General features: G+C 45.7%; 25 protein-coding genes. 19 read left to right on the top strand and 6 right to left on the bottom strand.

The features are described from left to right. From citX to ABUE30_RS15005, 3 genes are read left to right on the top strand one after another with little or no spacing between them, the layout of a single operon-like run. The gene (citX, locus tag ABUE30_RS15015; protein ID WP_408624653.1) at positions 1-519 is read left to right on the top strand and encodes a citrate lyase holo-[acyl-carrier protein] synthase; all 519 of its coding nucleotides are present in this window, start codon (positions 1-3) and stop codon (positions 517-519) included. Continuing rightward, a complete protein-coding gene (gene citG / locus ABUE30_RS15010; RefSeq protein WP_408624652.1) occupies positions 497-1,417 on the top strand; it encodes a triphosphoribosyl-dephospho-CoA synthase CitG in 921 nt (306 codons plus the stop codon). Before citX ends, citG begins: the two co-directional genes overlap by 23 nt. Then, positions 1,392-1,973: an RBBP9/YdeN family alpha/beta hydrolase gene (locus ABUE30_RS15005; protein WP_408624651.1), complete on the top strand. Its 582-nt coding sequence runs from the start codon at positions 1,392-1,394 to the stop codon at positions 1,971-1,973. Before citG ends, ABUE30_RS15005 begins: the two co-directional genes overlap by 26 nt. 279 nt (positions 1,974-2,252) lie before the next feature. On the opposite strand, the gene ABUE30_RS15000 is transcribed toward ABUE30_RS15005, so the two are convergent. The 4 genes from ABUE30_RS15000 to ABUE30_RS14985 are packed head-to-tail and all read right to left on the bottom strand — an operon-like array spanning position 2,253 to position 5,987. Further along, the gene (locus ABUE30_RS15000) at positions 2,253-3,623 is read right to left on the bottom strand and encodes an AmpG family muropeptide MFS transporter (protein WP_408624650.1); all 1,371 of its coding nucleotides are present in this window, start codon (positions 3,621-3,623) and stop codon (positions 2,253-2,255) included. Next, entirely contained in the window at positions 3,623-4,177 is a 555-nt protein-coding gene (locus ABUE30_RS14995) for a peptidylprolyl isomerase (protein ID WP_408624649.1), read from the bottom strand. Before ABUE30_RS14995 ends, ABUE30_RS15000 begins: the two co-directional genes overlap by 1 nt. Continuing rightward, on the bottom strand, positions 4,174-4,857 hold the full coding sequence (locus ABUE30_RS14990; RefSeq protein WP_408624648.1) for a YajG family lipoprotein: 684 nt from the start codon (positions 4,855-4,857) through the stop codon (positions 4,174-4,176). The genes ABUE30_RS14995 and ABUE30_RS14990 overlap by 4 nt, the downstream gene beginning before the upstream one ends. A 14-nt stretch (positions 4,858-4,871) precedes the next feature. Continuing rightward, a complete protein-coding gene (locus tag ABUE30_RS14985; protein WP_408624647.1) occupies positions 4,872-5,987 on the bottom strand; it encodes a methyltransferase in 1,116 nt (371 codons plus the stop codon). 117 nt (positions 5,988-6,104) lie between these two features. On the opposite strand from ABUE30_RS14985, the gene ABUE30_RS14980 reads away from it, so the two are divergent. From ABUE30_RS14980 to dinB, 10 genes are all read left to right on the top strand, one after another. After that, on the top strand, positions 6,105-6,704 hold the full coding sequence (locus ABUE30_RS14980; protein ID WP_408624646.1) for an alpha-ketoglutarate-dependent dioxygenase AlkB family protein: 600 nt from the start codon (positions 6,105-6,107) through the stop codon (positions 6,702-6,704). Positions 6,705-6,808: 104 nt separating this feature from the next. Continuing rightward, positions 6,809-7,114: a BolA family protein gene (locus ABUE30_RS14975; protein ID WP_408624645.1), complete on the top strand. Its 306-nt coding sequence runs from the start codon at positions 6,809-6,811 to the stop codon at positions 7,112-7,114. Between the two features lie 301 nt (positions 7,115-7,415). Beyond that, positions 7,416-8,759: a Na(+)-translocating NADH-quinone reductase subunit A gene (locus tag ABUE30_RS14970; protein ID WP_408624643.1), complete on the top strand. Its 1,344-nt coding sequence runs from the start codon at positions 7,416-7,418 to the stop codon at positions 8,757-8,759. A 2-nt stretch (positions 8,760-8,761) separates the two neighbouring features. Further along, a complete protein-coding gene (locus ABUE30_RS14965; RefSeq protein ID WP_408624641.1) occupies positions 8,762-9,973 on the top strand; it encodes an NADH:ubiquinone reductase (Na(+)-transporting) subunit B in 1,212 nt (403 codons plus the stop codon). After that, positions 9,963-10,748, top strand: a complete 786-nt coding sequence (locus ABUE30_RS14960; RefSeq protein ID WP_408624640.1) for a Na(+)-translocating NADH-quinone reductase subunit C — start codon at positions 9,963-9,965, stop codon at positions 10,746-10,748. Before ABUE30_RS14965 ends, ABUE30_RS14960 begins: the two co-directional genes overlap by 11 nt. Continuing rightward, positions 10,741-11,373: an NADH:ubiquinone reductase (Na(+)-transporting) subunit D gene (locus ABUE30_RS14955; RefSeq protein ID WP_408624639.1), complete on the top strand. Its 633-nt coding sequence runs from the start codon at positions 10,741-10,743 to the stop codon at positions 11,371-11,373. Before ABUE30_RS14960 ends, ABUE30_RS14955 begins: the two co-directional genes overlap by 8 nt. 3 nt (positions 11,374-11,376) lie before the next feature. Continuing rightward, a complete protein-coding gene (gene nqrE, locus ABUE30_RS14950; RefSeq protein ID WP_408624638.1) occupies positions 11,377-11,985 on the top strand; it encodes an NADH:ubiquinone reductase (Na(+)-transporting) subunit E in 609 nt (202 codons plus the stop codon). 25 nt (positions 11,986-12,010) lie between these two features. Beyond that, positions 12,011-13,234, top strand: coding sequence for an NADH:ubiquinone reductase (Na(+)-transporting) subunit F (nqrF, locus tag ABUE30_RS14945; protein WP_408624637.1), 1,224 nt, complete (start codon positions 12,011-12,013; stop codon positions 13,232-13,234). Positions 13,235-13,416: 182 nt separating this feature from the next. Then, positions 13,417-13,641: a (Na+)-NQR maturation NqrM gene (gene nqrM, locus ABUE30_RS14940; protein WP_408624635.1), complete on the top strand. Its 225-nt coding sequence runs from the start codon at positions 13,417-13,419 to the stop codon at positions 13,639-13,641. A gap of 142 nt (positions 13,642-13,783) precedes the next feature. Beyond that, on the top strand, positions 13,784-14,836 hold the full coding sequence (dinB, locus tag ABUE30_RS14935; RefSeq protein WP_408624634.1) for a DNA polymerase IV: 1,053 nt from the start codon (positions 13,784-13,786) through the stop codon (positions 14,834-14,836). A gap of 35 nt (positions 14,837-14,871) precedes the next feature. On the opposite strand, the gene ABUE30_RS14930 is transcribed toward dinB, so the two are convergent. Next, a complete protein-coding gene (locus tag ABUE30_RS14930) occupies positions 14,872-16,329 on the bottom strand; it encodes an aminoacyl-histidine dipeptidase (RefSeq protein WP_408624633.1) in 1,458 nt (485 codons plus the stop codon). A 217-nt stretch (positions 16,330-16,546) separates the two neighbouring features. Here ABUE30_RS14930 and ABUE30_RS14925 point away from each other — a divergent pair, with 217 nt between their 5' ends. From ABUE30_RS14925 to ABUE30_RS14900, 6 genes are all read left to right on the top strand, one after another. Beyond that, entirely contained in the window at positions 16,547-17,836 is a 1,290-nt protein-coding gene (locus ABUE30_RS14925; RefSeq protein WP_408624632.1) for an NCS2 family permease, read from the top strand. A 28-nt stretch (positions 17,837-17,864) separates the two neighbouring features. Then, on the top strand, positions 17,865-18,323 hold the full coding sequence (gene gpt, locus ABUE30_RS14920; protein ID WP_408624631.1) for a xanthine phosphoribosyltransferase: 459 nt from the start codon (positions 17,865-17,867) through the stop codon (positions 18,321-18,323). A 149-nt stretch (positions 18,324-18,472) separates the two neighbouring features. Beyond that, the gene (locus ABUE30_RS14915) at positions 18,473-19,693 is read left to right on the top strand and encodes an alpha/beta hydrolase (protein WP_408624630.1); all 1,221 of its coding nucleotides are present in this window, start codon (positions 18,473-18,475) and stop codon (positions 19,691-19,693) included. 38 nt (positions 19,694-19,731) lie between these two features. Then, positions 19,732-20,133, top strand: a complete 402-nt coding sequence (crl, locus tag ABUE30_RS14910) for a sigma factor-binding protein Crl (RefSeq protein WP_408624629.1) — start codon at positions 19,732-19,734, stop codon at positions 20,131-20,133. A 200-nt stretch (positions 20,134-20,333) separates the two neighbouring features. Further along, on the top strand, positions 20,334-21,467 hold the full coding sequence (gene proB, locus ABUE30_RS14905; protein ID WP_408624627.1) for a glutamate 5-kinase: 1,134 nt from the start codon (positions 20,334-20,336) through the stop codon (positions 21,465-21,467). Beyond that, positions 21,464-22,717 carry a glutamate-5-semialdehyde dehydrogenase gene (locus ABUE30_RS14900; protein ID WP_408624776.1) on the top strand — a complete coding sequence of 418 codons (1,254 nt, stop codon included), beginning with the start codon at positions 21,464-21,466 and terminating at the stop codon, positions 22,715-22,717. Before proB ends, ABUE30_RS14900 begins: the two co-directional genes overlap by 4 nt. A 67-nt stretch (positions 22,718-22,784) precedes the next feature. On the opposite strand, the gene sstT is transcribed toward ABUE30_RS14900, so the two are convergent. Next, a complete protein-coding gene (sstT, locus tag ABUE30_RS14895; RefSeq protein ID WP_408624626.1) occupies positions 22,785-24,032 on the bottom strand; it encodes a serine/threonine transporter SstT in 1,248 nt (415 codons plus the stop codon). Positions 24,033-24,177 lie beyond the last annotated feature (145 nt).

Below are 24,177 nucleotides of genomic sequence, written 5' to 3'. Positions count from 1 at the left end.
ATGAGCGTTTCGTTACCACAATTACTTGCAGCCCGAGACGATCGGGCTGTTCAATATCGGCAATGGTTAGCAACCTGTCCGTCAGTGTCACTGGTGGTATTATCGTTAGTGATCCCCGGGGCAATAAAAGATAAACCTAATTATCGACAATTATTGCAGGTTGGCAAACAGACGTGCCAATTACTGTTTAGTCAAAATTTATGGTCCATTCGTCGACAAGAAACGTTTATGTCTGAGACGGGGCTTTATAGTTTATGGTTAGTGGCTCATCCAGCCGCGCACATTAAAGCCCAAACTATCCTTGCCGAACAATCTCATCCCTTGGGCCGTCTGTGGGATATTGATGTGCTGGATCAATCGGCTCGACCAATGAGTCGCCAGCAACTGGGGTATCCTCAGCGGCGTTGTTTTATGTGTCAGCATTCAGCCCATGAATGTGCTCGCTCTCGGCGTCATTCTTTAGAACAAATTCATAGGCATATTGAGGAGCTCTTAGATGGCTGGTTTACACCCCATTGAGGTATTTCCTGAACGTCCTTGGTCCCCATTACAGTCATCACAATTAAATCAAGACGATGTGACGAAAATCATCCATCAAGCGCTGTGGCTCGAGGTATCTTTAACGCCCAAACCTGGCTTAGTTGATTGTCTCTCTAATGGCGCTCATCGGGATATGGATATCGCGGTGTTTTTGGCAAGTATAGAAGCGATTGTTCCTTGGTTTGGATTGTTTTTCCAATGTGGTCAACACAGTATATTGGCATCAAACGAACGTGTTTTAGCTGAATTACGTCCCATTGGCAAAGCCTGTGAGCAAGCTATGTTTCAGGCGACCCGAGGCATAAATTGTCATAAAGGTGGCATTTTTGCTTTAGGGCTGCTTTGCTGCGCGCTAGGTCGGCTTGGCGCGCGGCAAATCGAAATCACGCAACAGAGTATTTGTCGACAAGTTAGCGCATTTTGCCATGGGTTAGTTCAGCGAGAATTACAGGCTAATCCTTCTCCTCAAACGGTGGGGGAGCATTTGTATCAATGCTATGGGCTTAGTGGTGCTAGAGGTGAGGCTGAACGAGGTTTTGATACCGTTCGCCGATTTGCACTCCCTGTTTGGCAAACAGGGATCAAGCAGCATCGTCCTTTAAAAGAGGTGATGTTGCATAGTTTGTTATCGCTTATGGCTTACAATCAGGATACTAACTTAGTGTCTCGCGGGGGAATGTCAGGGTTGCGATTTGTGCAACACTCGGCCCAACGTTTATTACGAATGTCGTGGACAGACCAGCACTTATGGGAACTTGACAGACGAATGATTGAGCGTAATTTAAGTCCAGGAGGCAGTGCCGATTTATTGGCCATTTGCTATGTTCTGAGTCTTTTCCCTAGTGGTTGTGATGTTGAAATTAAATCAGTTGACTAATCCTGTTGATGATTGGGACGGGCTCTACCAATTTTTGCTTGTTCCTGGTCTTGGCAATAGTTCTGAGGAACATTGGCAAAGTTACTGGCATCAACAATTCCCCGATTGGCTGCGAATTACGCAAAAAAATTGGAAGACGCCAGATATCCATGGCTGGGGATCGGCGATTAAACGGAGCCTTTCGTTGCTGGATGAGCCTCAAAAAATTATTTTGATCGGGCATAGTTTCGGGGCGTTAGCGAGTCTATGTTATAGTTTTGAATACCCTGAACAAATTGCGATGGTCGTCGTCGTTGCGCCCGCGAACCCCGCCAAATTTGAAGTAGATGATGCTCTTCATATGACGCCATTAGTTCCAGTGTTGATGTTTGCCAGCCATAATGATGTGTTGATGGATTGGGATAACGCTGAGAAATGGGCGCATATTTGGCAAGCACACAGGGTGGATATGGGCGATGCGGGCCACATCAATGCCGAATCTGGGTTTGGTAAATGGCCGTGGGGATTAAACTATATTCGAGATTATCTTATGCAAACGTTGTCGCCGAGCCTCTAACGAGTGACCGACTTGAGTGAGTGGATACGCGCGTTTTTATGATCAAGTTTGATCTTAAATTTCAAAGGGGTGTTGGTCCAATGGTTCTGCTTATATTGTATCGGTTTTATTGCGTTTTATATTGGCATGCGTATTGGATGAAATAGCAGAGACGTCTCTTTTCAATCATCCTCCTTCAATTTGAAGATAGTCAGCAAGTGCTGTTTCTAGTAAGAACTTAATTCTGACCCAAATGACGAAGCGCTATCAATTTGGGTATGAAAAGAGAGCGCAATCCGATTATCGATCAGTGTGATGCGTTGGTTGTAAATAAGCCAATAGCGGAATAATCAACAACGCCGGGATCCCCATCAAAGCGGTTAAAGTAAAAAAGTGGCTATAGCCGATTTTATCAACCAAATACCCCGAAAAGCCGGCTAAAAATTTAGGCAATAACAACATGACTGAGCTGAGCATGGCATATTGGGTCGCTGAGAAAGCCACATTGGTCAGTGATGACAGATAGGTAATAAAGGCCGCTGTAGCGATCCCCGCGCCTAGGTTATCGGCACTTATCACGAGAGTCAGTAAACCCAGTGAGGCAGGTTGAGTTGCCATATAGCTAAAGAGTAAGTTGGTACTCGCGGTTAATAATGCACCGACAAACAAAATTCGCATCGTGCCCAAGCGGTTGACTAATAGTCCGCCGATACCAGCTCCCACTAGCGTCATCAGTACCCCAAATACTTTTGAAATGCTAGCCACGTCTCCCTTACTAAAACCGAGATCAACATAAAAGGCATTGGCCATCACGCCCATGACGACATCAGCGACCCGAAAGGTACTGATTAAGGCAAGGATCAAAACAGCTAACCATCGATAGCGCCGCCAGAAATCAGTAAAAGGATGGATCAGTGTTCCGACTAACCAAGCGAGCAAACCTGCGGTTCTAAGTGTGTAACCCCGACGATGTAGTCGGCGAGTTAAGGCGATGGAGATATGGCGAGTGTTGGGAATGTTAGGCTCATTGGCAATGAAGCAACTGAATACCCCAATTCCCATAATGGCGGCCATACACAAATAGGCTAATTGCCAAGCGTGCGGTTGATAGCCACTCCCCTGGCTAAAAAGAGCAGCAAGCCACAATGCGCCAGCTCCTGAGGTAATCATTGCTAGTCGATAACCCGTCATATAAGCTGCGGCCATAGCCGCTTGCAAGCGTTCTGGGGCTGATTCGATGCGAAAGGCATCCAACGCAATATCTTGAGTAGCCGAACTAAATGAAACTATTAGTGCACACAAGGTGATGCTGATAATAGAATGTTTGGGGTCAACCACGGACATGCCTAACAATCCAATGATGATACCCATTTGAGCGAGCAACATCCAACTGCGACGCCGCCCCATGCGCTTCGTCAACCAAGGGATGGGAAGCCTATCGACCAATGGTGACCATAACCATTTCAAACCATAGGCGAGGGCCACCCAACTGATAAAACCAATTTCAGTGCGACTAATCCCTGCCTCACGAAGCCAAAAAGAAAAGGTTGAAAATACTAATAATAAAGGAAGCCCCGAAGAAAAACCGAAGCTGAGCATTAACAGAACGGGCTTTTGACCGTAAAGTTTAACACTTTCTCGCCAGCCTAAGCGGGGGGCTATATTACTCATCAATCCTTAATGAGTGTAACAGATTGAATAATAACAGGCGTTACCGGAGAATTAGGCATACCCAATGTGGGGCTCATCCCTGTTGGCACATGCGAAATAGCTTGAACGACCTTCATCCCTTGTGTGACATGACCAAAAACGGCATAGCCGGGTTTACCTGGTTGACCATCTAAGAACGGATTATCATGCACGTTAATATAAAATTGACGCGTAGCTGAGTCAGGATCGCTGGTGCGCGCCATCGCAATTGTACCCGTCACGTTCGATAAACCATTATCAGATTCATTTTTGATTGGATCGTGGCTTGGTCGCTGCGTACCTTGTGCCGTGTAGCCTCCGCCTTGAATCATAAAATCTTTAATCACGCGGTGAAAAATTGTTCCGTTATAGCTGCCATCTTTGACATAGCTGAGAAAGTTTTTACAACTAATCGGTGCTTTGGTGCAATTTAATGTCACATCAAAATTGCCCTTAGTGGTATTAAAACGAACCGAGGTAGCGTTTGCGCTTAAGCTAATTAACGCACTGCACATGATGAGATAAAAACGTTTCATTCTTGATCCTGATCTAATAATTTGTGGTCGGTTAATAAGCCCGTAAGTACCGCATCCAATGTTTGATTTAGCTGATTCTGCTGTGCACTGACATCAACTTCCAAACTGCCAGTATTGCGTCGACTGGCTGTATACTGACGCACAACTTGACGAGATTTTGATTTAAACGTCGCTTTTAAAGTGACTTGGTCAATGGCGACATAACTCAGTGTGTTTTGCGTCGCTTTGCTTTGTAACGAGATAATATCAATTTGTAGTTGATTCGGGGCGTTATCGTCAATAGTTATTCCACGGTCAGTAAGGCTTTTTTTAATGGCTTTATAAATCGCTAAACGCACGTTGTTGGCACTCGATACCAACTTTGCCTGTTCCTGGTCGGGATAATGGATCGACATTAAAAACTGCTGTGCACGCAGATCATGCACACTTAAATTGACCACCAGACCGGGAATGGCCCGCGCACTGCCCACCGAAGGGTTAGGATCAATATAAATTTGAGTTAGCTGTGGCGGCTTAGCCGGTTTAGAGGGTTTGGCCGATTGGGTTGGCTGAGCGGGTGGTTCACCCTGAACGGTTGGCTGTTGAGGTTGTGGCTGTGGCTGAATGGTGCTACAAGCCGCGAGCATGACACTCATCGTACCTATACCGAGCCACTGGGAAAAATTTTTCGACAAACGCATGATAACCTCGAAAATTATTTAATCGCTACCAGAATAACAAATTTTGGATTGGATGCGAGCACCTTAATCCCGCCAAACTGCTTTTTGAGCAAATGAGGATAAGGTAAATGACGATTAGCAACGATACACAGTTGCCCCTCTTTATTTAATGCACGATAGGCATCGGTGAACATTTGCTGTGCGATAGCTGTAGAAATAGTTTGTTGTTGATGAAATGGCGGGTTACACAAAATCAAATCAGCCCAATTGTCACTCTGTTGACTGAGACAATGGTCAGCGCGTGCTTGATAGCGCGGCTCGGCATCTGGGTAATTATACCGCATATTGATTGTTGCACTTTCGACAGCCATCAACGACTCATCGCAACTAATGATTTGTGCATCGGGCCAGTGTTTTCGAGCAGCCAAACTCAATAAGCCGTTCCCACAGCCTAGGTCAATTATATTGGAAAAATGGCCCTTAGGTAGGTTGTTGAGCAAAAAGCGAGTACCTATATCCAGTTTGCCCAGACAAAAGACATTAGCATGATCGTCTAGCTGCCATGGATACGGTGCTGCGTGCCAACGCAACGGATACTCACAAGGGGTCGCTGGCTTTTGCAGGTGGCTAAAAATCAGCCGAGCTTTTTGCTGCGCAAGAGAGGTAGTTAGCGGTCCTAAATATTGTTCGACTAACTTAAATACCCCTTTGCTCAAGAATTTTACCATGCTGACTAAAATAATCGGTTGATTGGGTTTGGCGACTTGACTGATGAGCGCTAGTTGATGGGCTAAATGTGCAAGATTCTTGGGCACCTTAATTAACCATGCATCGGCTGGGGCTGGGTGTTCCATCGTCGACCTAGTCCTCAGTACAGTGAGTTGATTGGCGCTACGATTATGGGCTAACGCTTGATGCGCTAACCAAGAATCACTGTACCAATATTGCGAATAATTGGCTAAAGCGCAGCTTAGTGCACCAAAGTCATCATTGAAGATAGCCAACGTTTGATCGGAGTCGATCTGTTGTTTAACATGCTCAATAAGGAGGCGATCGGCACTATTCCACGCTTGCAAATCGGTGGATTGTGGACGGGGAAAACGTTCGATACGCAAATGCGTGTCAAATTGTACTGAGGCTTGCTGGATCATTGCTTGTGTCACCGTGAAGTTTCGCAACGGATTCTAGCCTAAGACCTATGATAATGCGATAACTAACCTTGATTGCTTAACTGATGTGACCCCGCCTGACGCGATAGGATGGATGCGATGTTCGAGACATTTGAGAAAATAGAGTTGAGTGCGCAAAGCTGGCTATTTCTAGCTCCTTGTTGGAGTCAATTGACCTACCAAAACGTCGTGCAGACCATTGACTGGGAACAACATTATATTCAACTATTTGGTCGATCGGTTAAAGAGCCGCGCTTATCGGCATGGATTGCCGACCCCCATTGCAGTTATCGCTATAGTGGGCAGCGTCGTGCGCCTAAAGCTTGGCCCGAGCTGTTAACGCAGTTGCGTACAGATCTTAGTGACGTTTGTCAGGTCCCTTTTAATAGCGTACTAGCGAACTTATATCGTAACGGTAATGATGCGATGGGGTGGCATAGTGATGATGAGCGAGAATTAGGCGGGGCGCCAATGATTGCATCATTGAGCTTTGGCAGCGAACGACGATTTCTACTGCGAGAGCGTTCCAGTAAGAATAAAATCGGTGAACTGCAATTAGGTCATGGGAGCTTGTTATTAATGGCAGGTGATACGCAATTGCAGTATCAACATTGTATTGCTCAAACCAAGCGGATGGTGGCGCCACGGATTAATTTGACTTTTCGTCACGTTGTTTCGAAAAGCGCTTCTTTTGAGTAGCACCACTAAGCGCGGAGTCAAAAGCGCGTCTGTTTACCAATAAGCAGACAAAGTACGTCTTGGTACCTATAATGTCATACAACTACTACTCACTTGGGGGGCTTATGTCCGTTGAAGACCAGATCAATGAGCGCTTACATCAACAGTTTGCACCGAGCTATTTGCAAGTTGAAAATGAAAGCCATCGTCACCACGTACCGGCAGGTTCTGAAAGCCATTTTAAAGTGGTGATTGTCAGTGAACAATTTATTGCGCAAAAATTATTAGCGCGTCACCGTCAAGTTAATGAATCGCTTGCGGAGCTATTAGCTGGCCCTATTCACGCTTTAGCCATACATACTTACACAGCCAGTGAGTGGCAAGCACGTCAAAGTGCACCTGAATCACCTAATTGCCGTGGTAGCGACTGAACTGGATAATCCAATGATTCCAGCTAGACTTAGCGAGTCTATTGAATATTTGGATAAAAAACGGCGGTCATTAGCCCTAGTATAGACTCGGGCGATTCGCAAGGGCATAGCCCACAAAACTTGGAATATCCCTAGCAATTGAACGATTTATAATACCGAATGTTGATAGTTGGTGCTAGAATAATGCGGTTTTTAATCGGTTGTAAGCTAAATATCAGCAATCGCTGAGGTTATTGCGAAAGTTTTTAACCAGCATTAAACAATCACTCATCTTCCGACCTAATAGAATGTGTAAGAGAGTATGATATCAATAAAAAAAGGATTGGACGTTCCCATTAGCGGGGCTCCAAAGCAGCAAGTTACGGATAGAGTCTCTTGTGCTCATGTCGCTATACTTGGCGAAGAATATGTCGGGATGCGGCCGACAATGAAAGTCAAAGTTGGTGACCACGTCATTCAAGGCGACATCTTATTTGAAGATAAAAAAAATCCCGGTGTATTATTCGCAGCTCCAGCTTCAGGTGAAGTGGTGGCCGTTAATCGTGGCCAGCAGCGGGTTTTACAGTCGGTAGTTATTGCTAAAGATGGTCAACCGGGCAAAGACTTTGGCGCCATAGATGGCGCACAGCTAAGCCAGTTGGAACGCGATATGATCGTGACCAAGCTGGTTGAGTCCGGTCAATGGACTGCATTTAAATCGCGGCCATTTAGCCATATTCCAGCGATTGATGCACAGCCTTGTGCAATTTTTGTTACTGCAATGGATACCAATCCGCTTGCGGCAGATGCCAAGATCATTATTGATCGTGAGGCGCAAGCGTTTATCGACGGATTAACGCTATTGAGTCGATTAACCGATGGTGAAGTCTTTGTTTGTAAAGGTGATTATTCACTTCCTCAAGCAACTGCTAGTAACGTCCACGAAGAAACCTTTGTTGGCCCACATCCAGCAGGGCTCGCTGGGACCCACATTCATTTTCTCAAACCAGTGAGTACAACACGAAGAGTGTGGACCATTAACTACCAAGATGTGATTGCTTTTGGCAAGTTATTTACAACGGGTAAAATTTACGCTGAGAGAGTGATATCCCTAGCTGGCCCAGCAGTAAAAGAGCCACGCTTAGTGGTCACTGAACTGGGCGCATCAACAGATGAAATCACTCAAGGACAGCTGGTTGATGAACCTGACCTGCGGGTTGTCTCTGGGAGTCTCCTAAGTGGCTCGACGGCGGCTGGGCCATCTGCTTATTTGGGTCGTTATCATCTTCAAGTAAGCGTTCTTAAAGAAGGTTATGAAAAAGAGTTACTTGGTTGGGGGGTCCCCGGTGGTAACAAGTTCTCGCTCGCCCGCGTGTTTACCTCGCATTGGAATAAATCGAAAAAATTCGCAATGACCACAACAATTGGTGGAAGCGAGCGTGCGATGGTGCCCATTGGTCAATATGAGCGAGTGATGCCCTTGGATATCCTAGCCACGATGCTACTGCGTGATTTATTAAGTAACGACACGGATAGTGCGCAACTACTTGGTTGTTTGGAGCTAGAAGAAGAAGATCTCGCTTTGTGTACGTTTGTCTGCCCTGGCAAGTATGAATATGGTTCAGTGCTCCGCCAGTGTTTAACCAAAATTGAAGCGGAGGGTTAAGCATGAGTCTGAAGCACTTTTTTGAAAAACTAGAACCCCATTTCTTGCCTGGTGGCAAGCATGAAAAATGGTTCGCGTTGTATGAAGCAACCGCGACGTTTTTGTATACTCCGGGGACGGTGACCAAAGGATATACTCACGTTCGCGATAATCTTGATCTAAAACGGATGATGATTATTGTCTGGGCCGCGTTGTTACCCGCCTTATTTTTTGGGATGTACAATATCGGAGCGCAGGCCAACCATGCTATCGCCTCTGGCCTTTCACCGTTTCACGATTGGCGCGATGCCTTGATGCACCTTTTAAGTGTACCGATGGGCGCGCAAGCTGGGTGGTTGGCAAGTACTATATATGGTGCGTTCTATCTTATTCCTGTCTATGCTGTGACCTTCCTTGTCGGCGGTTTCTGGGAAGTTTTGTTCTCTATGGTGCGTAAACACGAAGTCAATGAAGGGTTCTTCGTTACTTCTATTCTGTTTACCCTGACCTTGCCGCCTACCATTCCATTGTGGGAAGTCGCGCTTGGTATAACCTTTGGGGTCGTCATCGCTAAAGAAGTGTTTGGTGGAACTGGGAAAAACTTTCTTAATCCAGCATTAGCCGGACGTGCATTTTTGTTCTTTGCTTACCCTGTCAATATGTCAGGCGATGCGGTTTGGACAGCCGTCGATGGTTTTTCAGGGGCAACCTCTTTGAGTGTTGCGGCCAGTGGTGGCTTGCCAGCGTTACACGCAGCTGGAATTACCTGGAGTAATGCTTTCTTTGGATTTATTCAGGGCTCAATGGGTGAGACATCGACCTTCTTGTTGCTACTCGGTGGGTTAGTCATTATGTACACACGGATTGCCTCATGGCGTATTGTGCTGGGTGTTCTAATTGGGATGACGACCGTGAGTACAATGCTTAACCTGATTGGGTCGACCACAAATCCGATGTTTGCTATGCCGGCTTACTGGCATTTGGTATTAGGTGGATTCGCGTTAGGGATGTTCTTTATGGCGACGGATCCTGTTTCCGCATCATTTACGAATAAAGGGCGTTGGTGGTATGGCTTCCTGATTGGTGCCATGGTGGTGTTTATTCGAGTGGTGAATCCGGCGTTTCCGGAAGGGATGATGTTGGCCATTTTATTCTCGAATTTGTTCGCACCACTATTTGACCATTTCGTCGTACAAGCCAATATTAAGCGGAGGATGGCACGTAATGTCGGGTAATGATTCACTAGGCAAAACGCTCGCAGTTGTAGTTGGTATCAGCCTCATCTGTTCTATTGTGGTTTCAGGTGCTGCAGTTGGTCTGCGGGGCATGCAAGATCACAATAAAAAGCTCGATAAGCAAAGTAATATTTTGCAAGTTTCGGGTGTTGATGTTGCGGGTCACTCCATTACGAGTTTATTCAAACAACGCCTTGAGGCGAAAATTGTTGATCTCAATACTGGTAATTACGTGCCCGCGAGTCAAATTAATCCGCAGACATTTGATCAGCGCAAAGCAGCTGATGATCCGAGTATGAGTATTAAGCTGGCTCAAAAGGATGACAGAGTTGGTATTATGCGTCGTTCTAATTATGCAAAAATTTATCTAGTTCATGATAAACAAGGCAAGTTAGAGCGAGTTATTTTGCCTATCCACGGCCGAGGGCTGTGGTCGATGATGTATGCCTTTTTAGCGGTTGCGCCTGATGGAAACACTGTTAAAGGAATTATCTATTACGAGCAGGGTGAAACACCAGGGCTTGGCGCGCAAGTTGAAAATCCGAGTTGGCGAGCCGAATTTATTGGTAAAAAACTTTACAACGCAAGTTATCAGCCAGCGTTAACGCTTGTTAAAGGGAGGGCTGATCCGAGTGCTCCTTCTAAAGTTGATGCGCTTTCTGGGGCGACATTGACGAGTAATGGTGTGCGTAATACTCTGAAATTTTGGTTAGGTTCTTTGGGATATTCCAAATATCTGACTAAATTACGTCAAGGAGATCTAAACAATGGCTAGTGTGAAAGAAACTAAAAAGATTCTCTTTGGGCCGATTATTGCTAATAACCCGATTACCCTGCAGGTCCTCGGTGTTTGTTCAGCGTTAGCGGTGACCAGTAAGATGCAAAATGCGTTTGTGATGACGCTAGCCTTAACGGCAGTAACCGCCTTCTCAAACTTGTTCATCTCTATGATCCGTAACCATATTCCATCGAGTGTGCGGATTATTGTGCAGATGGCAATCATTGCATCATTGGTGATCGTAGTGGATCAGATCCTACGCGCTGTTGCCTATGATGTGTCCAAACAGTTGTCTGTCTATGTGGGCTTGATTATTACTAACTGCATCGTGATGGGCCGCGCCGAAGCGTATGCCATGAAAAGCCCACCATTAGAAAGCTTCTTAGACGGGATTGGCAATGGGTTAGGTTATGGCGTGATCTTAATGGTCGTCAGCTTTATTCGTGAACTACTTGGTTCGGGTTCAGTTTTTGGCTATAAATTGCTGCCATTGATTAGCAACGGTGGTTGGTATCATCCTAACGGCTTATTATTATTACCTGCCAGTGCATTCTTTGTTATCGGCTTATTGATTTGGGCAATGCGGACGTGGCGGCCTGAGCAGCAGGAGCCCAAGGAGTAGAGCATGGAACATTTAATCAGTATTTTTATTAAATCAGTGTTCATTGAGAATATGGCACTGTCATTTCTGTTGGGTATGTGTACCTTTTTGGCGGTGTCGAAAAAGGTTAAAACTGCATTAGGGTTAGGAATTGCGGTCACCGTGGTGTTAGGTATTTCGGTGCCTGTTAACCAAGTGATCTATTTTCATCTGTTGGCACCAGGGGCGCTGGCTTGGGCAGGTTTACCCAATGTTGATTTAAGCTTTTTGGGTTTTATTACCTTTATTGGCGTCATTGCTGCTCTCGTTCAAATATTGGAGATGATCTTAGACCGCTATGTTCCAGCGCTGTACAACGCACTTGGGATCTACTTGCCACTGATTACCGTGAACTGTGCCATTTTCGGCGGTGTCTCGTTTATGGTGCAACGCCAATATGATTTTGTTGAGTCAGTTGTTTACGGCTTTGGTAGTGGTTTCGGTTGGTTACTCGCGATTGTTGCGTTGGCGGGGATCCGCGAGAAGATGAAGTATTCAGATGTACCAGCTGGTTTACGCGGTTTAGGTATTACCTTCATTACAGCAGGCCTTATGGCGATGAGCTTTATGTCATTTTCAGGTGTCCAGCTGTAGATTTTGAAAAACAAGGATTGAGTCGATGGAAATTGTACTCGGCGTAGCGATGTTTACCGTAATTGTGCTGGCTTTGGTCGTGATGATCTTATTTGCTAAATCAAAGTTAGTCAGTGCCGGTAATGTCACAATTGAGATTAATGGCGATCCTGATAAAACCCTGATCGCCCAGCCTGGTAGCAAACTGCTAGGAGCTCTTGCTAACTCTGGCGTATTTGTTTCGTCAGCATGTGGTGGCGGTGGCTCTTGTGGTCAATGTCGGGTCGTTATCCGTGAAGGTGGCGGTGATATTTTGCCTACCGAGCTTGACCATATTAGTAAGCGTGATGCCCGTAATGGCTGCCGTTTATCGTGTCAGGTATCAGTGAAAAACGACCTGAAAATAGAACTGCCAGCAGAGATTTTTGGGATCAAAAAATGGGAATGTGAAGTTATCTCTAATGATAGCAAAGCGACGTTTATTAAAGAGCTTAAGCTTCAAATTCCAGACGGTGAAAGTGTGCCATTTCGTGCTGGTGGGTATATTCAAATAGAAGCGCCTGCTTATGACATTAATTACGCAGACTTTGATATCCCAGAAAAATTTCGCGCTGATTGGGATCACTTTGGATTTTTCAAGCTAAAAGCAAAAACCCCCGATGAAACTATCCGTGCTTATTCAATGGCTAATTATCCATTAGAAGAAGGCATTATCATGCTAAACGTGCGTATCGCTACACCACCGCCACGTGATTTAAGCCTACCACCAGGGCGCATGTCATCGTATATATTTAGTTTAAAGCCGGGCGATAAAGTGACTATTTCTGGGCCATTTGGTGAATTTTTCGCCAAAGATACTGATGCGGAAATGATCTTTATTGGTGGGGGTGCAGGCATGGCGCCAATGCGTAGCCATATTTTCGATCAGCTACGTCGTTTGCACACGAAGCGTAAAATTAGTTTCTGGTATGGGGCTCGTTCAAAACGTGAAATGTTCTATGTTGAAGATTTTGACGAGCTCGCGAGTGAGAATGAGAACTTTGAGTGGCACGTTGCACTTTCTGATCCGCTTCCTGAAGATGATTGGACGGGTAAAACTGGCTTTATTCATAATGTGCTCTATGATAATTATCTTAAAGACCATGAAGCGCCAGAAGACTGTGAATTTTACATGTGTGGCCCGCCCGTGATGAATGCGGCTGTTATTAAAATGCTCAAAGATCTGGGCGTTGAAGATGACAATATTCTGCTGGATGACTTTGGCGGATAGTGAGGGCTAGTTATCGCATTATTTGATGAGAGCCAGTCCCTGAGGCTGGCTTTTTTATTACAAATGAATGGCCGAGGTTGTTCCGAGTACAAACATTCGTGATAATGAAGTGATGCGACGGTTGATCATCCATAGGCTAAAACGCTGCGAGTTTGGATGTCAGGCTCCGTTTAGGAGGTTATATGAGTTATTTTTTAGTGACGTTTGTAGTTTTTTTAGTGGTTGTTGGCGCAATGTCAATCGGCTATGTTATTCAGCGCAAGACGATTTCAGGCAGCTGTGGCGGGATCGCCGCACTTGGTCTTGAGAAAGTCTGTGATTGCCCCGAGCCATGTGAAAAACGCAAAGCTCGGATGGCTAAAGAACAACAGCGCGCAGCTATGGTGAAAGAAAATAGAATTATTTAGCCATTAGTCGCTGCTCAATAATCAAATAGTGCCGAAGATGGCCAGCGCGCGTGTTGTATCCGTTGCTTATTTTTTATTGCTTTTGGGTGACTTTTCGCTCGATTAAGCTAAAATGGCTGTATATTCATACAGCCATTTTCTTATGCGAAAGATCATTCACATTGATATGGACTGCTTTTATGCAGCCGTTGAAATGCGAGAGAACCCTACATTACGTGATAAGCCTATAGCCATTGGCGGCTCTTCTCAAACTCGCGGGGTGATCGCAACATGTAATTATCCCGCTCGCCGCTATGGTGTGCACTCTGCTATGCCCACCGCTCACGCCTTTAAATTATGCCCAGAGCTGATTCTTATCCAAGGGAAAATGGCTTTGTATAAAGAAGTCTCACGACAAATTCGGGCGATATTTTTGGCAGTTACCCCATTGGTTGAACCACTTTCTCTGGATGAAGCCTATCTGGACGTATCCGATGTTGATTTGTGTCACGGGAGTGCTACTTTAATAGCGCAAGCCATTCGGCGGCAGATTTTTGAACAAACTCAGCTGACCGCCTCCGCAGGGGTTGCTCCGAATAAGTTCTTAGCTAAAATTGCCTCGGAAGAGAATAAGCCAGATGGTTTGTTTGTGATAGAGCCTGGCCATGTACGTGAATTTGCACTGCAGTTAGTATTAAAGAAGATTCCGGGTGTTGGGCCGAGAACATGGGAGCGATTGCAGCATTTTGGCCTAAATGTTGGTGCTGACGTATTGCAATACACACCTGAGCAACTTCATGAGTGGTTCGGTAAGTTTGGTCCAATTTTACACCAACGCTGCCAAGGCATTGATGAGCGCGCCGTTGAGCCGACACGAATTCGTAAATCAGTCGGTGTTGAGCATACCTTTGCCAGCGATCTAAATACGCCTGAACAGTGTTTCCAAGCCGTATTAGCACAGCTTCCTGAATTGCATCAACGCATTGGCAAGCAGTTATTCCAAGGGGTGCAGATTAAACTCAAGTTCCATGATTTTACCCAGACCACAGTTGCTTGTCGCAGCACCCTTTTGCAATGCAGTGAATTGCAGGCGCTCGTGAGCCGAGCCTTTGAACGTGGGCGAGGGCGTCGAGTCCGTTTAGTGGGGTTGTCGGTGACGCTCAGTGATAAAGCGAATCAACAATTGAGCTTACAATTTGATGACTGGCAAAGCTGATAGAGGCAGCGCTCAGCACTGCCCCATGGTGATGGTTATGCTTTTGGAATATTTTTAAGGGTATTGAGCAATAACTGCCAGTATTTTTCCACTGAGGCGATATTCACTTTTTCATCTGGGGAGTGCGGGAATTTAATGGTTGGCCCAAAGGAGGCCATATCCCAATGTGGATAGGCTGTTTTAAATAAGCCGCATTCAAGCCCTGCATGAATCACCATAATATTTGGAGTGCTGCCATAAAGATCGGCATAGGTTTGCCGAACAACATCCATAATGGGTGAATGTGGATCAGGTTTCCAACCCGGATAGCCACCATCAGAATGGACATCGGCACCCGCGAGTTTAAATAATGAGGCTAACATGTCCTCAACATGGCTGCGATGGCTATCAACTAATGAGCGTACTAAAAAGTTAGCTTTGACCTGTCCGTTTGCAGTTGTTTCAACAACACCTAAATTCAATGATGTTTCGACCACGCCTTCGATCTCTTGACTCATGCTAATGACGCCATTGGGGCAGGCATTCAGTGCTCGAAGCAACGTTTGGCTAAAGCTGTCAGTAAACACTTGCTCACTGGGTGTCGTGCTTTGCATAGCAATCGTGAGATTAGTCTCAACTGCTCCCAGTTCTATTTCAAGTGTCTGTTGGAAATTGCCGATAAACTGTTCTAATTGAGAGAGCTTATCTTCATTGATGACGATGAGGCTGTGAGCTTCGCGCGGAATCGCATTGCGTAAGTTTCCACCGTTGAATGCAGCTAAAGCAAATGGGCACTGTTGGCTCAATTCATTAAGCAGTCGAGCCATCAATTTGTTGGCATTGGCACGCCCGGTATGAATATCACAACCAGAGTGGCCCCCCTTCAATCCTTTAATTGTGAGGGTGGCGCCGAGCCCTACTGGTGCAGGTTTTTGTTCACCGTGAAAGATGACATGCGTATCACCACCGCCGGCGCAGCCCATGTAGACTTCGCCTTCTTGTTCTGAGTCAGTATTTAATAGAATTTCACCATTGAGTAAGCCTGGTTTCAGGCCAAAAGCACCATCCATACCCGCTTCTTCAGTCATGGTTAACAGCGCCTCTAATGGACCATGAGCGATATCATCAGCATCAAAAACAGCTAAAATACTAGATAGGCCTATCCCATTATCTGACCCGAGCGTGGTCCCGTTGGCGGTCACCCATTCGCCATCAACATAGGCATCAATTGGATCGCTGGTAAAATTATGCTGACTGTCTGAATTCGCCTGCGGCACCATATCTAAGTGCGCTTGTAGAATGGTGGGTTTACGATCTTCCATGCCAGTAGTTGGCGCTTTACGCAAAATAATATTGCCGACTTCATCGCGCTGCGCGTTAAGGCCTCTGCTCTGAGCCCAAGCCATGATCCATTCAGCGAGCGCTTGTTCATGGTAGGACGGATGAGGAATAGAACATATTTTTTCAAAAAATTGCCAAATTGGTTTTGGATTAAGTTCGCTTAGAGCTGTCAAAATAGACCTCAAAATCGGTGATTCATTTACTTGGATTCTAACGCCTTTTTTGATCAATAACACTATCGAGAGTATTAACCCCATAGTTGATGTGTATCTGGCTCTGGTCAAGCGAAACGCTCAGCTATATAATACCGCGCTTCAAGTAGTTCCCCTCAGTAATTCTTGGGTAGTAGGAGTTTGCTACCTCTTGGTCAACAATCTTAGGAATAGAACGATGTTAGAAAAGTTATTTAAACTTAAGGCTCATAAGACAACTGTACGCACGGAGGTCATTGCCGGGTTTACGACCTTCTTGACCATGGCATACATTATCTTCGTTAACCCGTCGGTCTTATCTCAAGCGGGTATGAACAATGGATCGGTGTTTGTGGCGACTTGCTTAGCTGCAGCTGCTGGGTGCTTTATTATGGGTTTTTATGCCAACTATCCTATTGCTTTGGCACCGGGTATGGGATTGAATGCCTTTTTTACCTATGCCGTTGTGTTGGGGATGGGGTACAGCTGGCAGGTTGCGCTGGGCTCAGTCTTTCTCTCAGGATGCATTTTCATCTGCTTAAGTTTGTTTAAAGTGCGTGAATGGGTGATTAATTCGATTCCGTTTAGTTTACGTGTGGGTATTGCCGCGGGGATCGGTTTGTTCTTAGGATTTATTGCCCTGCAAAACTCTGGAATTGTCGTTGCGAACAAGGCCACTTTAGTCGGTTTAGGGGATCTTCGATCACCCAAGATACTCCTGTCGGCATTGGGCTTTTTCCTGATCGTTGGCTTAGAGTGTCGTAAAGTCAAAGGGAGTGTCCTGATTTCTATCCTATTGATTACACTGCTTTCTGTGATCTTTGGGATGAACCATTTTAATGGTCTTATTTCTCTGCCACCGAGCATTTCACCTACATTCTTGCAACTGGATATTGCTGGCGCATTTAATGTCAGTATGTTGAGCGTTATTTTTGCCTTCTTGTTTGTCGACTTATTTGACACGGCTGGAACTCTGATGGCTGTTGCACAACGTGGTAATTTGTTAGATGCCAAAGGTAACCTCCCTCGCCTTAAAAAAGCGCTGTTGGCTGACTCAAGCGCGACTGTTATCGGCGCACTTTTTGGGACATCCAGTACCACTAGTTATATTGAAAGTGGTGCCGGTGTTGAAGCGGGCGGTCGTACTGGGCTGACTGCTGTGGTTGTTGGTATCTTGTTTATACTGGCTCTGCTATTTTCGCCATTGGCTGGTATGATCCCTGCGTATGCGACAGCTGGTGCGTTATTTTATGTGTGCGTACTGATGATTTCAGGTATGGCTAACATTGAATGGAATGATTTAACTGAAGCGGCTCCTGCTGTTGTTGCTGCGATTATGATGCCATTGTCTTATTCCATTGCGGATGGCATTGCATTAGGTTTTATCTCGTATGCAGTGATCAAAATATTGAGTGGTCGATATAAAGAAGTTTCAGCAAGCGTTTGGTTCTTAGCGGTACTGTTTATCATTAAATTTGCATACGCTTAATACTATTAGTAATCAATCTGGGGTTGTTATGACAGATAAATTTCATGTCTCGTGGGAGACAATGCAGCGAGACGTACGAACATTAGCCAGACGCTTATTACCCGCTACACAGTGGACGGGGATTATTGCGGTCAGTCGCGGTGGGTTAGCACCCGCATCGGTTTTGGCCCGCGAGTTAGGGATCCGTTATGTCGATACGGTCTGTATTTCAAGCTACGATCATGATAACCAACGTGATCTGGAAGTATTGAAAAAGGTCGATACAGATGGTGAAGGGTTTATCGTGATTGATGACTTGGTTGATACAGGTGGTACAGCTAAAGCAATTCGACAGATGTATCCCAAAGCACATTTTGTGACTGTGTATGCTAAACCACAAGGTAAACCACTGGTGGATGACTTTGTCACAGAGGTTGCTCAAGGAACATGGATTGAACAACCTTGGGATATGGCCGAGGTATTTGTCAAACCGGTCTGTGAAGAGTAGTCACAACTGAGCTGATTAAATTGTTCGCTAACAAAGCCATGGCTGCCCAGTCATGGCTTTTTGCTTTTAGGTGGGTATGCTAGGCTCTAGGCGGGAAACCGTTTTTACCCGATAAATTTAGATTGATTGTTTCAATCAAGGAGTTTTTTGTGGCAACTCGCTCTGAGCAATTATTTACCCGTCAGCCAGCAGTGACCGAAACGTCTTTATCAGCGAACTCGGCAGCGGCCCAAAACGCCCCATGGCAACAAAATGGGTTAGTGCATCAAGGCAAGCAGTATCAGCAGTGGTATCGACTGATTTCACGGAGTTGGTGGGCGGCCCTTGGGATCCACCCGATAGATGCGAGCGACATACTCGCTAAAATAGCAATTAGCGACGCACCACGTACAAGTAAACTACTGGACACTGTGCAAGGTTACCGGCTAGGGTGTTGGAGCTATGAGTGGTTGCGTTATGCCGTTCAGCAGGCTAGTTTTGACCGACCGTTGATTGCTGCTATGGCTGCAAATGTGGCGGCGTATCCTCATTTTTTAACAGACCCATTAGTCGCGCAGGCTCATACATTATATGACCATTATTATCGTCAAGCGATGGCCTGCTCGCCCAGTATTGCCAAATTCGAATGCTTGAGCGTTACCATTGAAGGTAAAACCGCACAAGGTTGGCTGCATATTCCTCGTGATAATGAGGTGGTGCCATTAGTCGTGGCATGCTCTGACTGGTCACAACTTGGATGTGATTGGTGGCCTTTATATGAACGCTATTTAGCGCCCGCCGGTATCGCGTTATTAACGATTAGCTTTGCGGGGGGGCGGGGAGTATCGGCATTTAAATGGCAACAACACGATCACGCACTTTATCAGCAACTATTGGAAGCGGCGCAGCAGCATCCATCTATTAATACACACAAAATTGCCTTGCTGGGCTATCGCTTCAGTGTGCCGACGGTGGTGAAATTAGCTCAGCTTAATCCCCAATCAGTGCGAACGATGATCTGTTTAGAGCCTGTTATTGATCGTTTTTTTGTCGATCACACACTGCAGCATCAAGTGCCACAGATGATCCGAGATGGGCTGGCTTGTTTTTTAAGAAGTAATAGTGTGCATTGGGATGATATCAGTGACCAATTGAAACCTTTTTCCATTAAGACTCAGGGGTTACTACGCCGTGGTAGTTGGCCGGGAGACTTATTGAGTATCAGCCATAAACAGAGTCTATTTGCAGATATTGATGAAATAAAACGACTGGTGCAAGTTGCAGATAATGGTCAATGTATTGAGCTAAAAGGGGCTGATTTGAGTGATCAGCTCATGAAGGTGATGGAAAAATGCGGTTGCTGGTTGCAAAAACAATTGAGTTATGAATAAATAGCTACGACTGGATCAATCTATCAAAGGAAGGATTTATGGCAGAAAATCACCCCTCTCATGGACGATTGCTCAATCGCTTTAATGCAATAGGGCCTTATTTAAGGAAGCCACAAAGTAATCCAACATGCTATTTTTTTGACTGTCTCAGTGAATGCGCTGATGTTCAGCTTGAGCCCGAGCAGCGTGAATTTTACGGCTGGTGGATGAAATTAATCGTGGTGGACGCCTCGCAATTGAGCTTTGAATATAACTATGACTTTGGTTTTTATGACCAACAAGGGCAATGGCTTGAGCATGTTATTCCCGAGCGGTTTCAGCAATCTGTTCAGCAAACGCTGACCGATTTTTATGGCAAATTAATCGAAGAGTTAGGGCAACTCAATATTTCTATAAGGCCTTCACCTGATTTAGCCCCTAGTGAAGTGCTCGCTGCGTAAGCGTTCTTTCCTATATCAGAACCATCGGCATAGATGATGTGGGCGTTTATACAGATCATCTATGCGTTTATTTTACATTTTGTGTTCCCATCCACCTTGCAGCTATATTTCCAGAGTGAGTCCTCTTTAAAAAGGGCTATAACTATCAACTGTAAATCCGTTAAACTAGTCTTCTGTACCTTTAACTCTCATAAATAAACATGCATAAGCAGACTATTGTCGTCAAGTTAGGAACAAGTGTCTTAACCGGGGGAAAAACGCGTTTAGATCGCGCTCATATGATCGAACTAGTGCGTCAATGTGCAAGACTTCGTAAAGAAGGGTATCGCATTGTTTTAGTCTCCTCGGGTGCTATTGCCGCTGGCCGTGAACATTTACAGATGCAAGGAAAGCCGCTGACGATTAGCCAAAAACAGATGTTAGCCGCTGTAGGGCAAAGCCAATTGATCCGAGTATGGGAGAGTTTATTTGCTTTGTATGATCTGCATGTTGGACAGTTATTGCTAACTCGCGCTGATTTAGAAGATCGGGAACGTTATCTGAATGCTCGTGATGCGCTACATGCCGTGCTCGATTATGGCATCATTCCAATTATCAATGAAAATGATGCTGTTGCCACCAGTGAAATTAAAGTGGGCGATAACGACAATTTGTCGGCTCGAGTGGCCATGTTGGTTGATGCTGACCAATTGCTACTATTAACTGATCAGCCGGGCCTATTTACCGCTGATCCGCGGCGTTATCCGGATGCTCAATTGATTCGTGAAGTCAAAGTGATTGATGATACGTTGCGTCGATTAGCCGGTGGCAGTGTCAGTGGCTTAGGCACGGGTGGCATGTATACTAAACTGCAATCGGCAGATCTTGCGCGCCGTGCAGGGATTGCAGTAACTATTGCGGCTGGACGTGCTGAGCAGGTGATTGAGCGAGTAGTGAAAGGGGAAGTAGTGGGAACCCGTTTCCCCGGATTAATTACGCCATTAGAGCATCGTAAACAGTGGATCTTAGTCGGACCTCCTCCGCAAGGCGACTTGCAACTTGATCAAGGTGCTTGTTCTGCTGTCATTGAGAGAGGCTCAAGTTTACTCCCCAAGGGGATTGTTAGCGTAAGCGGACAATTTTCTCGCGGTTCGGTGGTCAATCTCTATAATCCAGATGGTGATCTAATCGCCCGAGGGATAAGCCGTTATAAAGCCGATGATTTACGCAGTATTCAAGGGCATCATTCAGAACAGATCCAAAACCTTTTAGGTTATGCTTATGGTCCTGTAGCTGTACATCGCGATGATCTTGTGGTGACGCAATTGGCGACTGATGGAGATATATGGAAATGAATGTAGAACAGCTAGGACGACAGGCGAAACAGGCTTCAGTAGAGCTGATGAAATTGGGAAGCCAAGTTAAAAATAAAGCACTTGCATTACTTGCTGATGAGCTAGATGCTGCTATCACGCCGATTTTACAAGCCAACCAGCAGGATTTAGCTCAAGCTCGAGAGCAGGGCGTGAGCGAAGCGATGTTGGACCGATTAACCTTGAATGAGGCACGTATTCAGGCCATCTCCGCTGATGTGCGTCACGTGATTAAGCTTGATGATCCGGTCGGTAGTGAACTAGAAAGTCGACTGCTAGATAATGGTATGCGTTTAAGTCGTCGGCGAGTGCCCCTTGGTGTTGTCGGTGTGATCTACGAAGCGCGTCCCAATGTGACCATTGATATCGCGAGTCTTTGCTTAAAAACGGGTAATGCTGTGATTTTACGCGGGGGTAAAGAGACCCTGCACACTAATTTGGTATTAGTTGAGGTGATCCAGCGTGCCTTGAAAAAAGCACAGATTCCCCCAGCGGCAATTCAATATATTGAGGACCCTGATCGTGCTCGGGTCAACGAGCTACTGCGCTTGGAGCAGTATGTCGATATGATTATTCCTCGAGGTGGTGAAAGCCTGCATCGGATGTGTCGAGAGCATAGCTCGATTCCGGTTATTATTGGTGGGTTTGGTATTAGTCATATGTATGTCCATGAATCAGCCAATTTATCGCGTGCACTTGACGTGATCGTCAATGCCAAAGTATCTCGCCCATCGACTTGTAACTCATTGGACACGTTGTTAGTGGATGCTTCTATTGCCACAAGTTTTCTACCGCAGCTAGTGCCGGTGTTACGAATGCATCAGGTCAAATTGGTCGCCGAAGCAAGAGCCTATGACTGTCTGCCTGAAAGCGATGATATCCAGCGCGCTCAAGCGGGAGATTTTGATACCGAATGGTTAGGATTGACGCTTTCGGTGAAAGTTGTCGATGATATTAATGAGGCCCTCGCACATATGCGGGCACATAATGCGAGCCACTCAGATGCCATTTTAACTGAAAGTCTTGCGCATGCTGAAAAATTTGTGAATGAAGTCGATTCTGCGGCTGTTTATGTGAATGCATCCACCCGTTTTACCGATGGTGGTCAGTTTGGCTTAGGAGCAGAAGTTGCCGTGTCAACGCAGAAACTACATGCCCGAGGACCGATGGGATTAGATGCGCTAACGAGCTATAAGTGGATCGGTGTCGGTGATTATTTAATCCGTCAGTAAGTTTGGCCGATTTCATTTGTTTGACAAAAAAGCCATGGTATCTCCCATGGCTTTTTTAATGAGTGTTTTATGCGTTTGAACTAGCTTTAAGCTGCTCTCGCACTGACTGGCGACTATCTAAGCAGCAGGCCGCGGTAAAGAGCGCATCAGTCGAACTGTTAAGCGCTGTTTCAGCTGAGTCTTGAATCACCCCGATAATAAAGCCAACTGACACAACTTGCATGGCTACATCGTTAGATATACCAAATAAGCTACACGCTAAAGGAATCAACAACAGCGACCCACCGGCAACGCCTGAAGCCCCGCACGCGGAGACTGTGGCTACAATGCTAAGTAACAACGCTGTGGCAAAATCAACGGGGATCCCAAGTGTGTGCACTGCGGCAAGCGAGAGGGTGGTAATCGTAATAGCGGCTCCGGCCATATTGATGGTCGCGCCTAGCGGAATGGAGACTGAATAGGTATCTTCATCCAAATTCAGTTGCCGGCAAAGTTCCATATTAACTGGAATGTTAGCGGCTGAACTACGCGTAAAAAATGCGGTAATTCCACTTTCGCGTAGACAACGAAATACCAATGGATAAGGATTACTGCGCAATTTAGTGAAGATGATGAGCGGATTGACGACCAGTGCAATGGTGAGCATGGCACCGAGTAAAACCCCTAATAATTGGCTGTAATCGAGCAATGAATGAAAGCCCGTTGCTGAGACGGTATGGGCAACTAGACCCAATACCCCCAGTGGCGCTAAGCGAATAATCCATTTGACCATGGAGGAGACGCCATCTGAGAGGTCGGATAACATATCTCGCGTGGTTTGTTTACCGTGGCGAATAACCAACCCGAGACCAATGGCCCATGCGAGAATTGCGATATAATTGGCATCAGAAAGCGCTGTAATCGGGTTTTCGACCAATTTAAACAATAAAGTATGTAAGACTTCGCCAATGCCTTGAGGTGGTTTGAGGTTGGCTTGGCTTGCGCTTAGAGTCAAATGTGTTGGGAACAAAAAACTAAATACAACAGCGGTTAGTGCTGCGGCAAAAGTCCCCAAAATATAGAGAATTAGAATCGGCTTAATTTGTGTCTGGGTGCCATGACGGTGATTGGCAATTGATGACATCACCAAAACGAATACCAGTATGGGTGCGACAGCTTTCAATGCCCCCACAAAAAGGCTGCCTAATAACGAAAAGCTGTTGGCGGCGAGAGGAAAATAACTGCCGAGCAGGGCCCCGACAACAATCCCTAATGCAATTTGAACAACTAGACTGGTATTGAGTAACGCGGCTAAAAAAGAGTGTGTTTGCTTCATGATTGAATTTCTTTCCTTGTTTTTAATGAGTGCGCACGCACTATAATCCTTTAGTTATTTTTATAATTAATAAGTGCGGTAAGACATATGAAAGACTTATGCTCCGCTAAGCCTTTCATAGAATGAATAAGGCCTCTGAGAATGA

It is taken from the genome of Celerinatantimonas yamalensis (genome assembly GCF_046054155.1).
GTDB lineage: Bacteria > Pseudomonadota > Gammaproteobacteria > Enterobacterales > Celerinatantimonadaceae > Celerinatantimonas > Celerinatantimonas yamalensis.
Note: the sequence above shows the minus strand (reverse complement) of the source record. Positions and strands in the feature narration are given on the sequence as shown.

Bases quoted from the DNA above. Each gene is read 5' to 3' on its own strand.
- ABUE30_RS15005 (WP_408624651.1), top strand. From the start codon at position 1,392: ATGTTGAAATTAAATCAGTTGACTAATCCTGTTGATGATTGGGACGGG.
- ABUE30_RS14900 (WP_408624776.1), top strand. From the start codon at position 21,464: ATGAATGTAGAACAGCTAGGACGACAGGCGAAACAGGCTTCAGTAGAG.
- ABUE30_RS14995 (WP_408624649.1), bottom strand. From the start codon at position 4,177: ATGAAACGTTTTTATCTCATCATGTGCAGTGCGTTAATTAGCTTAAGC.
- ABUE30_RS14970 (WP_408624643.1), top strand. From the start codon at position 7,416: ATGATATCAATAAAAAAAGGATTGGACGTTCCCATTAGCGGGGCTCCA.
- ABUE30_RS14985 (WP_408624647.1), bottom strand. From the start codon at position 5,987: ATGATCCAGCAAGCCTCAGTACAATTTGACACGCATTTGCGTATCGAA.
- proB (WP_408624627.1), top strand. From the start codon at position 20,334: ATGCATAAGCAGACTATTGTCGTCAAGTTAGGAACAAGTGTCTTAACC.
- nqrF (WP_408624637.1), top strand. From the start codon at position 12,011: ATGGAAATTGTACTCGGCGTAGCGATGTTTACCGTAATTGTGCTGGCT.
- dinB (WP_408624634.1), top strand. From the start codon at position 13,784: ATGCGAAAGATCATTCACATTGATATGGACTGCTTTTATGCAGCCGTT.
- ABUE30_RS15000 (WP_408624650.1), bottom strand. From the start codon at position 3,623: ATGAGTAATATAGCCCCCCGCTTAGGCTGGCGAGAAAGTGTTAAACTT.
- ABUE30_RS14975 (WP_408624645.1), top strand. From the start codon at position 6,809: ATGTCCGTTGAAGACCAGATCAATGAGCGCTTACATCAACAGTTTGCA.
- sstT (WP_408624626.1), bottom strand. From the start codon at position 24,032: ATGAAGCAAACACACTCTTTTTTAGCCGCGTTACTCAATACCAGTCTA.
- nqrE (WP_408624638.1), top strand. From the start codon at position 11,377: ATGGAACATTTAATCAGTATTTTTATTAAATCAGTGTTCATTGAGAAT.
- citX (WP_408624653.1), top strand. From the start codon at position 1: ATGAGCGTTTCGTTACCACAATTACTTGCAGCCCGAGACGATCGGGCT.
- gpt (WP_408624631.1), top strand. From the start codon at position 17,865: ATGACAGATAAATTTCATGTCTCGTGGGAGACAATGCAGCGAGACGTA.
- ABUE30_RS14925 (WP_408624632.1), top strand. From the start codon at position 16,547: ATGTTAGAAAAGTTATTTAAACTTAAGGCTCATAAGACAACTGTACGC.
- ABUE30_RS14990 (WP_408624648.1), bottom strand. From the start codon at position 4,857: ATGCGTTTGTCGAAAAATTTTTCCCAGTGGCTCGGTATAGGTACGATG.
- ABUE30_RS14965 (WP_408624641.1), top strand. From the start codon at position 8,762: ATGAGTCTGAAGCACTTTTTTGAAAAACTAGAACCCCATTTCTTGCCT.
- nqrM (WP_408624635.1), top strand. From the start codon at position 13,417: ATGAGTTATTTTTTAGTGACGTTTGTAGTTTTTTTAGTGGTTGTTGGC.
- ABUE30_RS14960 (WP_408624640.1), top strand. From the start codon at position 9,963: ATGTCGGGTAATGATTCACTAGGCAAAACGCTCGCAGTTGTAGTTGGT.
- citG (WP_408624652.1), top strand. From the start codon at position 497: ATGGCTGGTTTACACCCCATTGAGGTATTTCCTGAACGTCCTTGGTCC.
- ABUE30_RS14980 (WP_408624646.1), top strand. From the start codon at position 6,105: ATGTTCGAGACATTTGAGAAAATAGAGTTGAGTGCGCAAAGCTGGCTA.
- ABUE30_RS14955 (WP_408624639.1), top strand. From the start codon at position 10,741: ATGGCTAGTGTGAAAGAAACTAAAAAGATTCTCTTTGGGCCGATTATT.
- crl (WP_408624629.1), top strand. From the start codon at position 19,732: ATGGCAGAAAATCACCCCTCTCATGGACGATTGCTCAATCGCTTTAAT.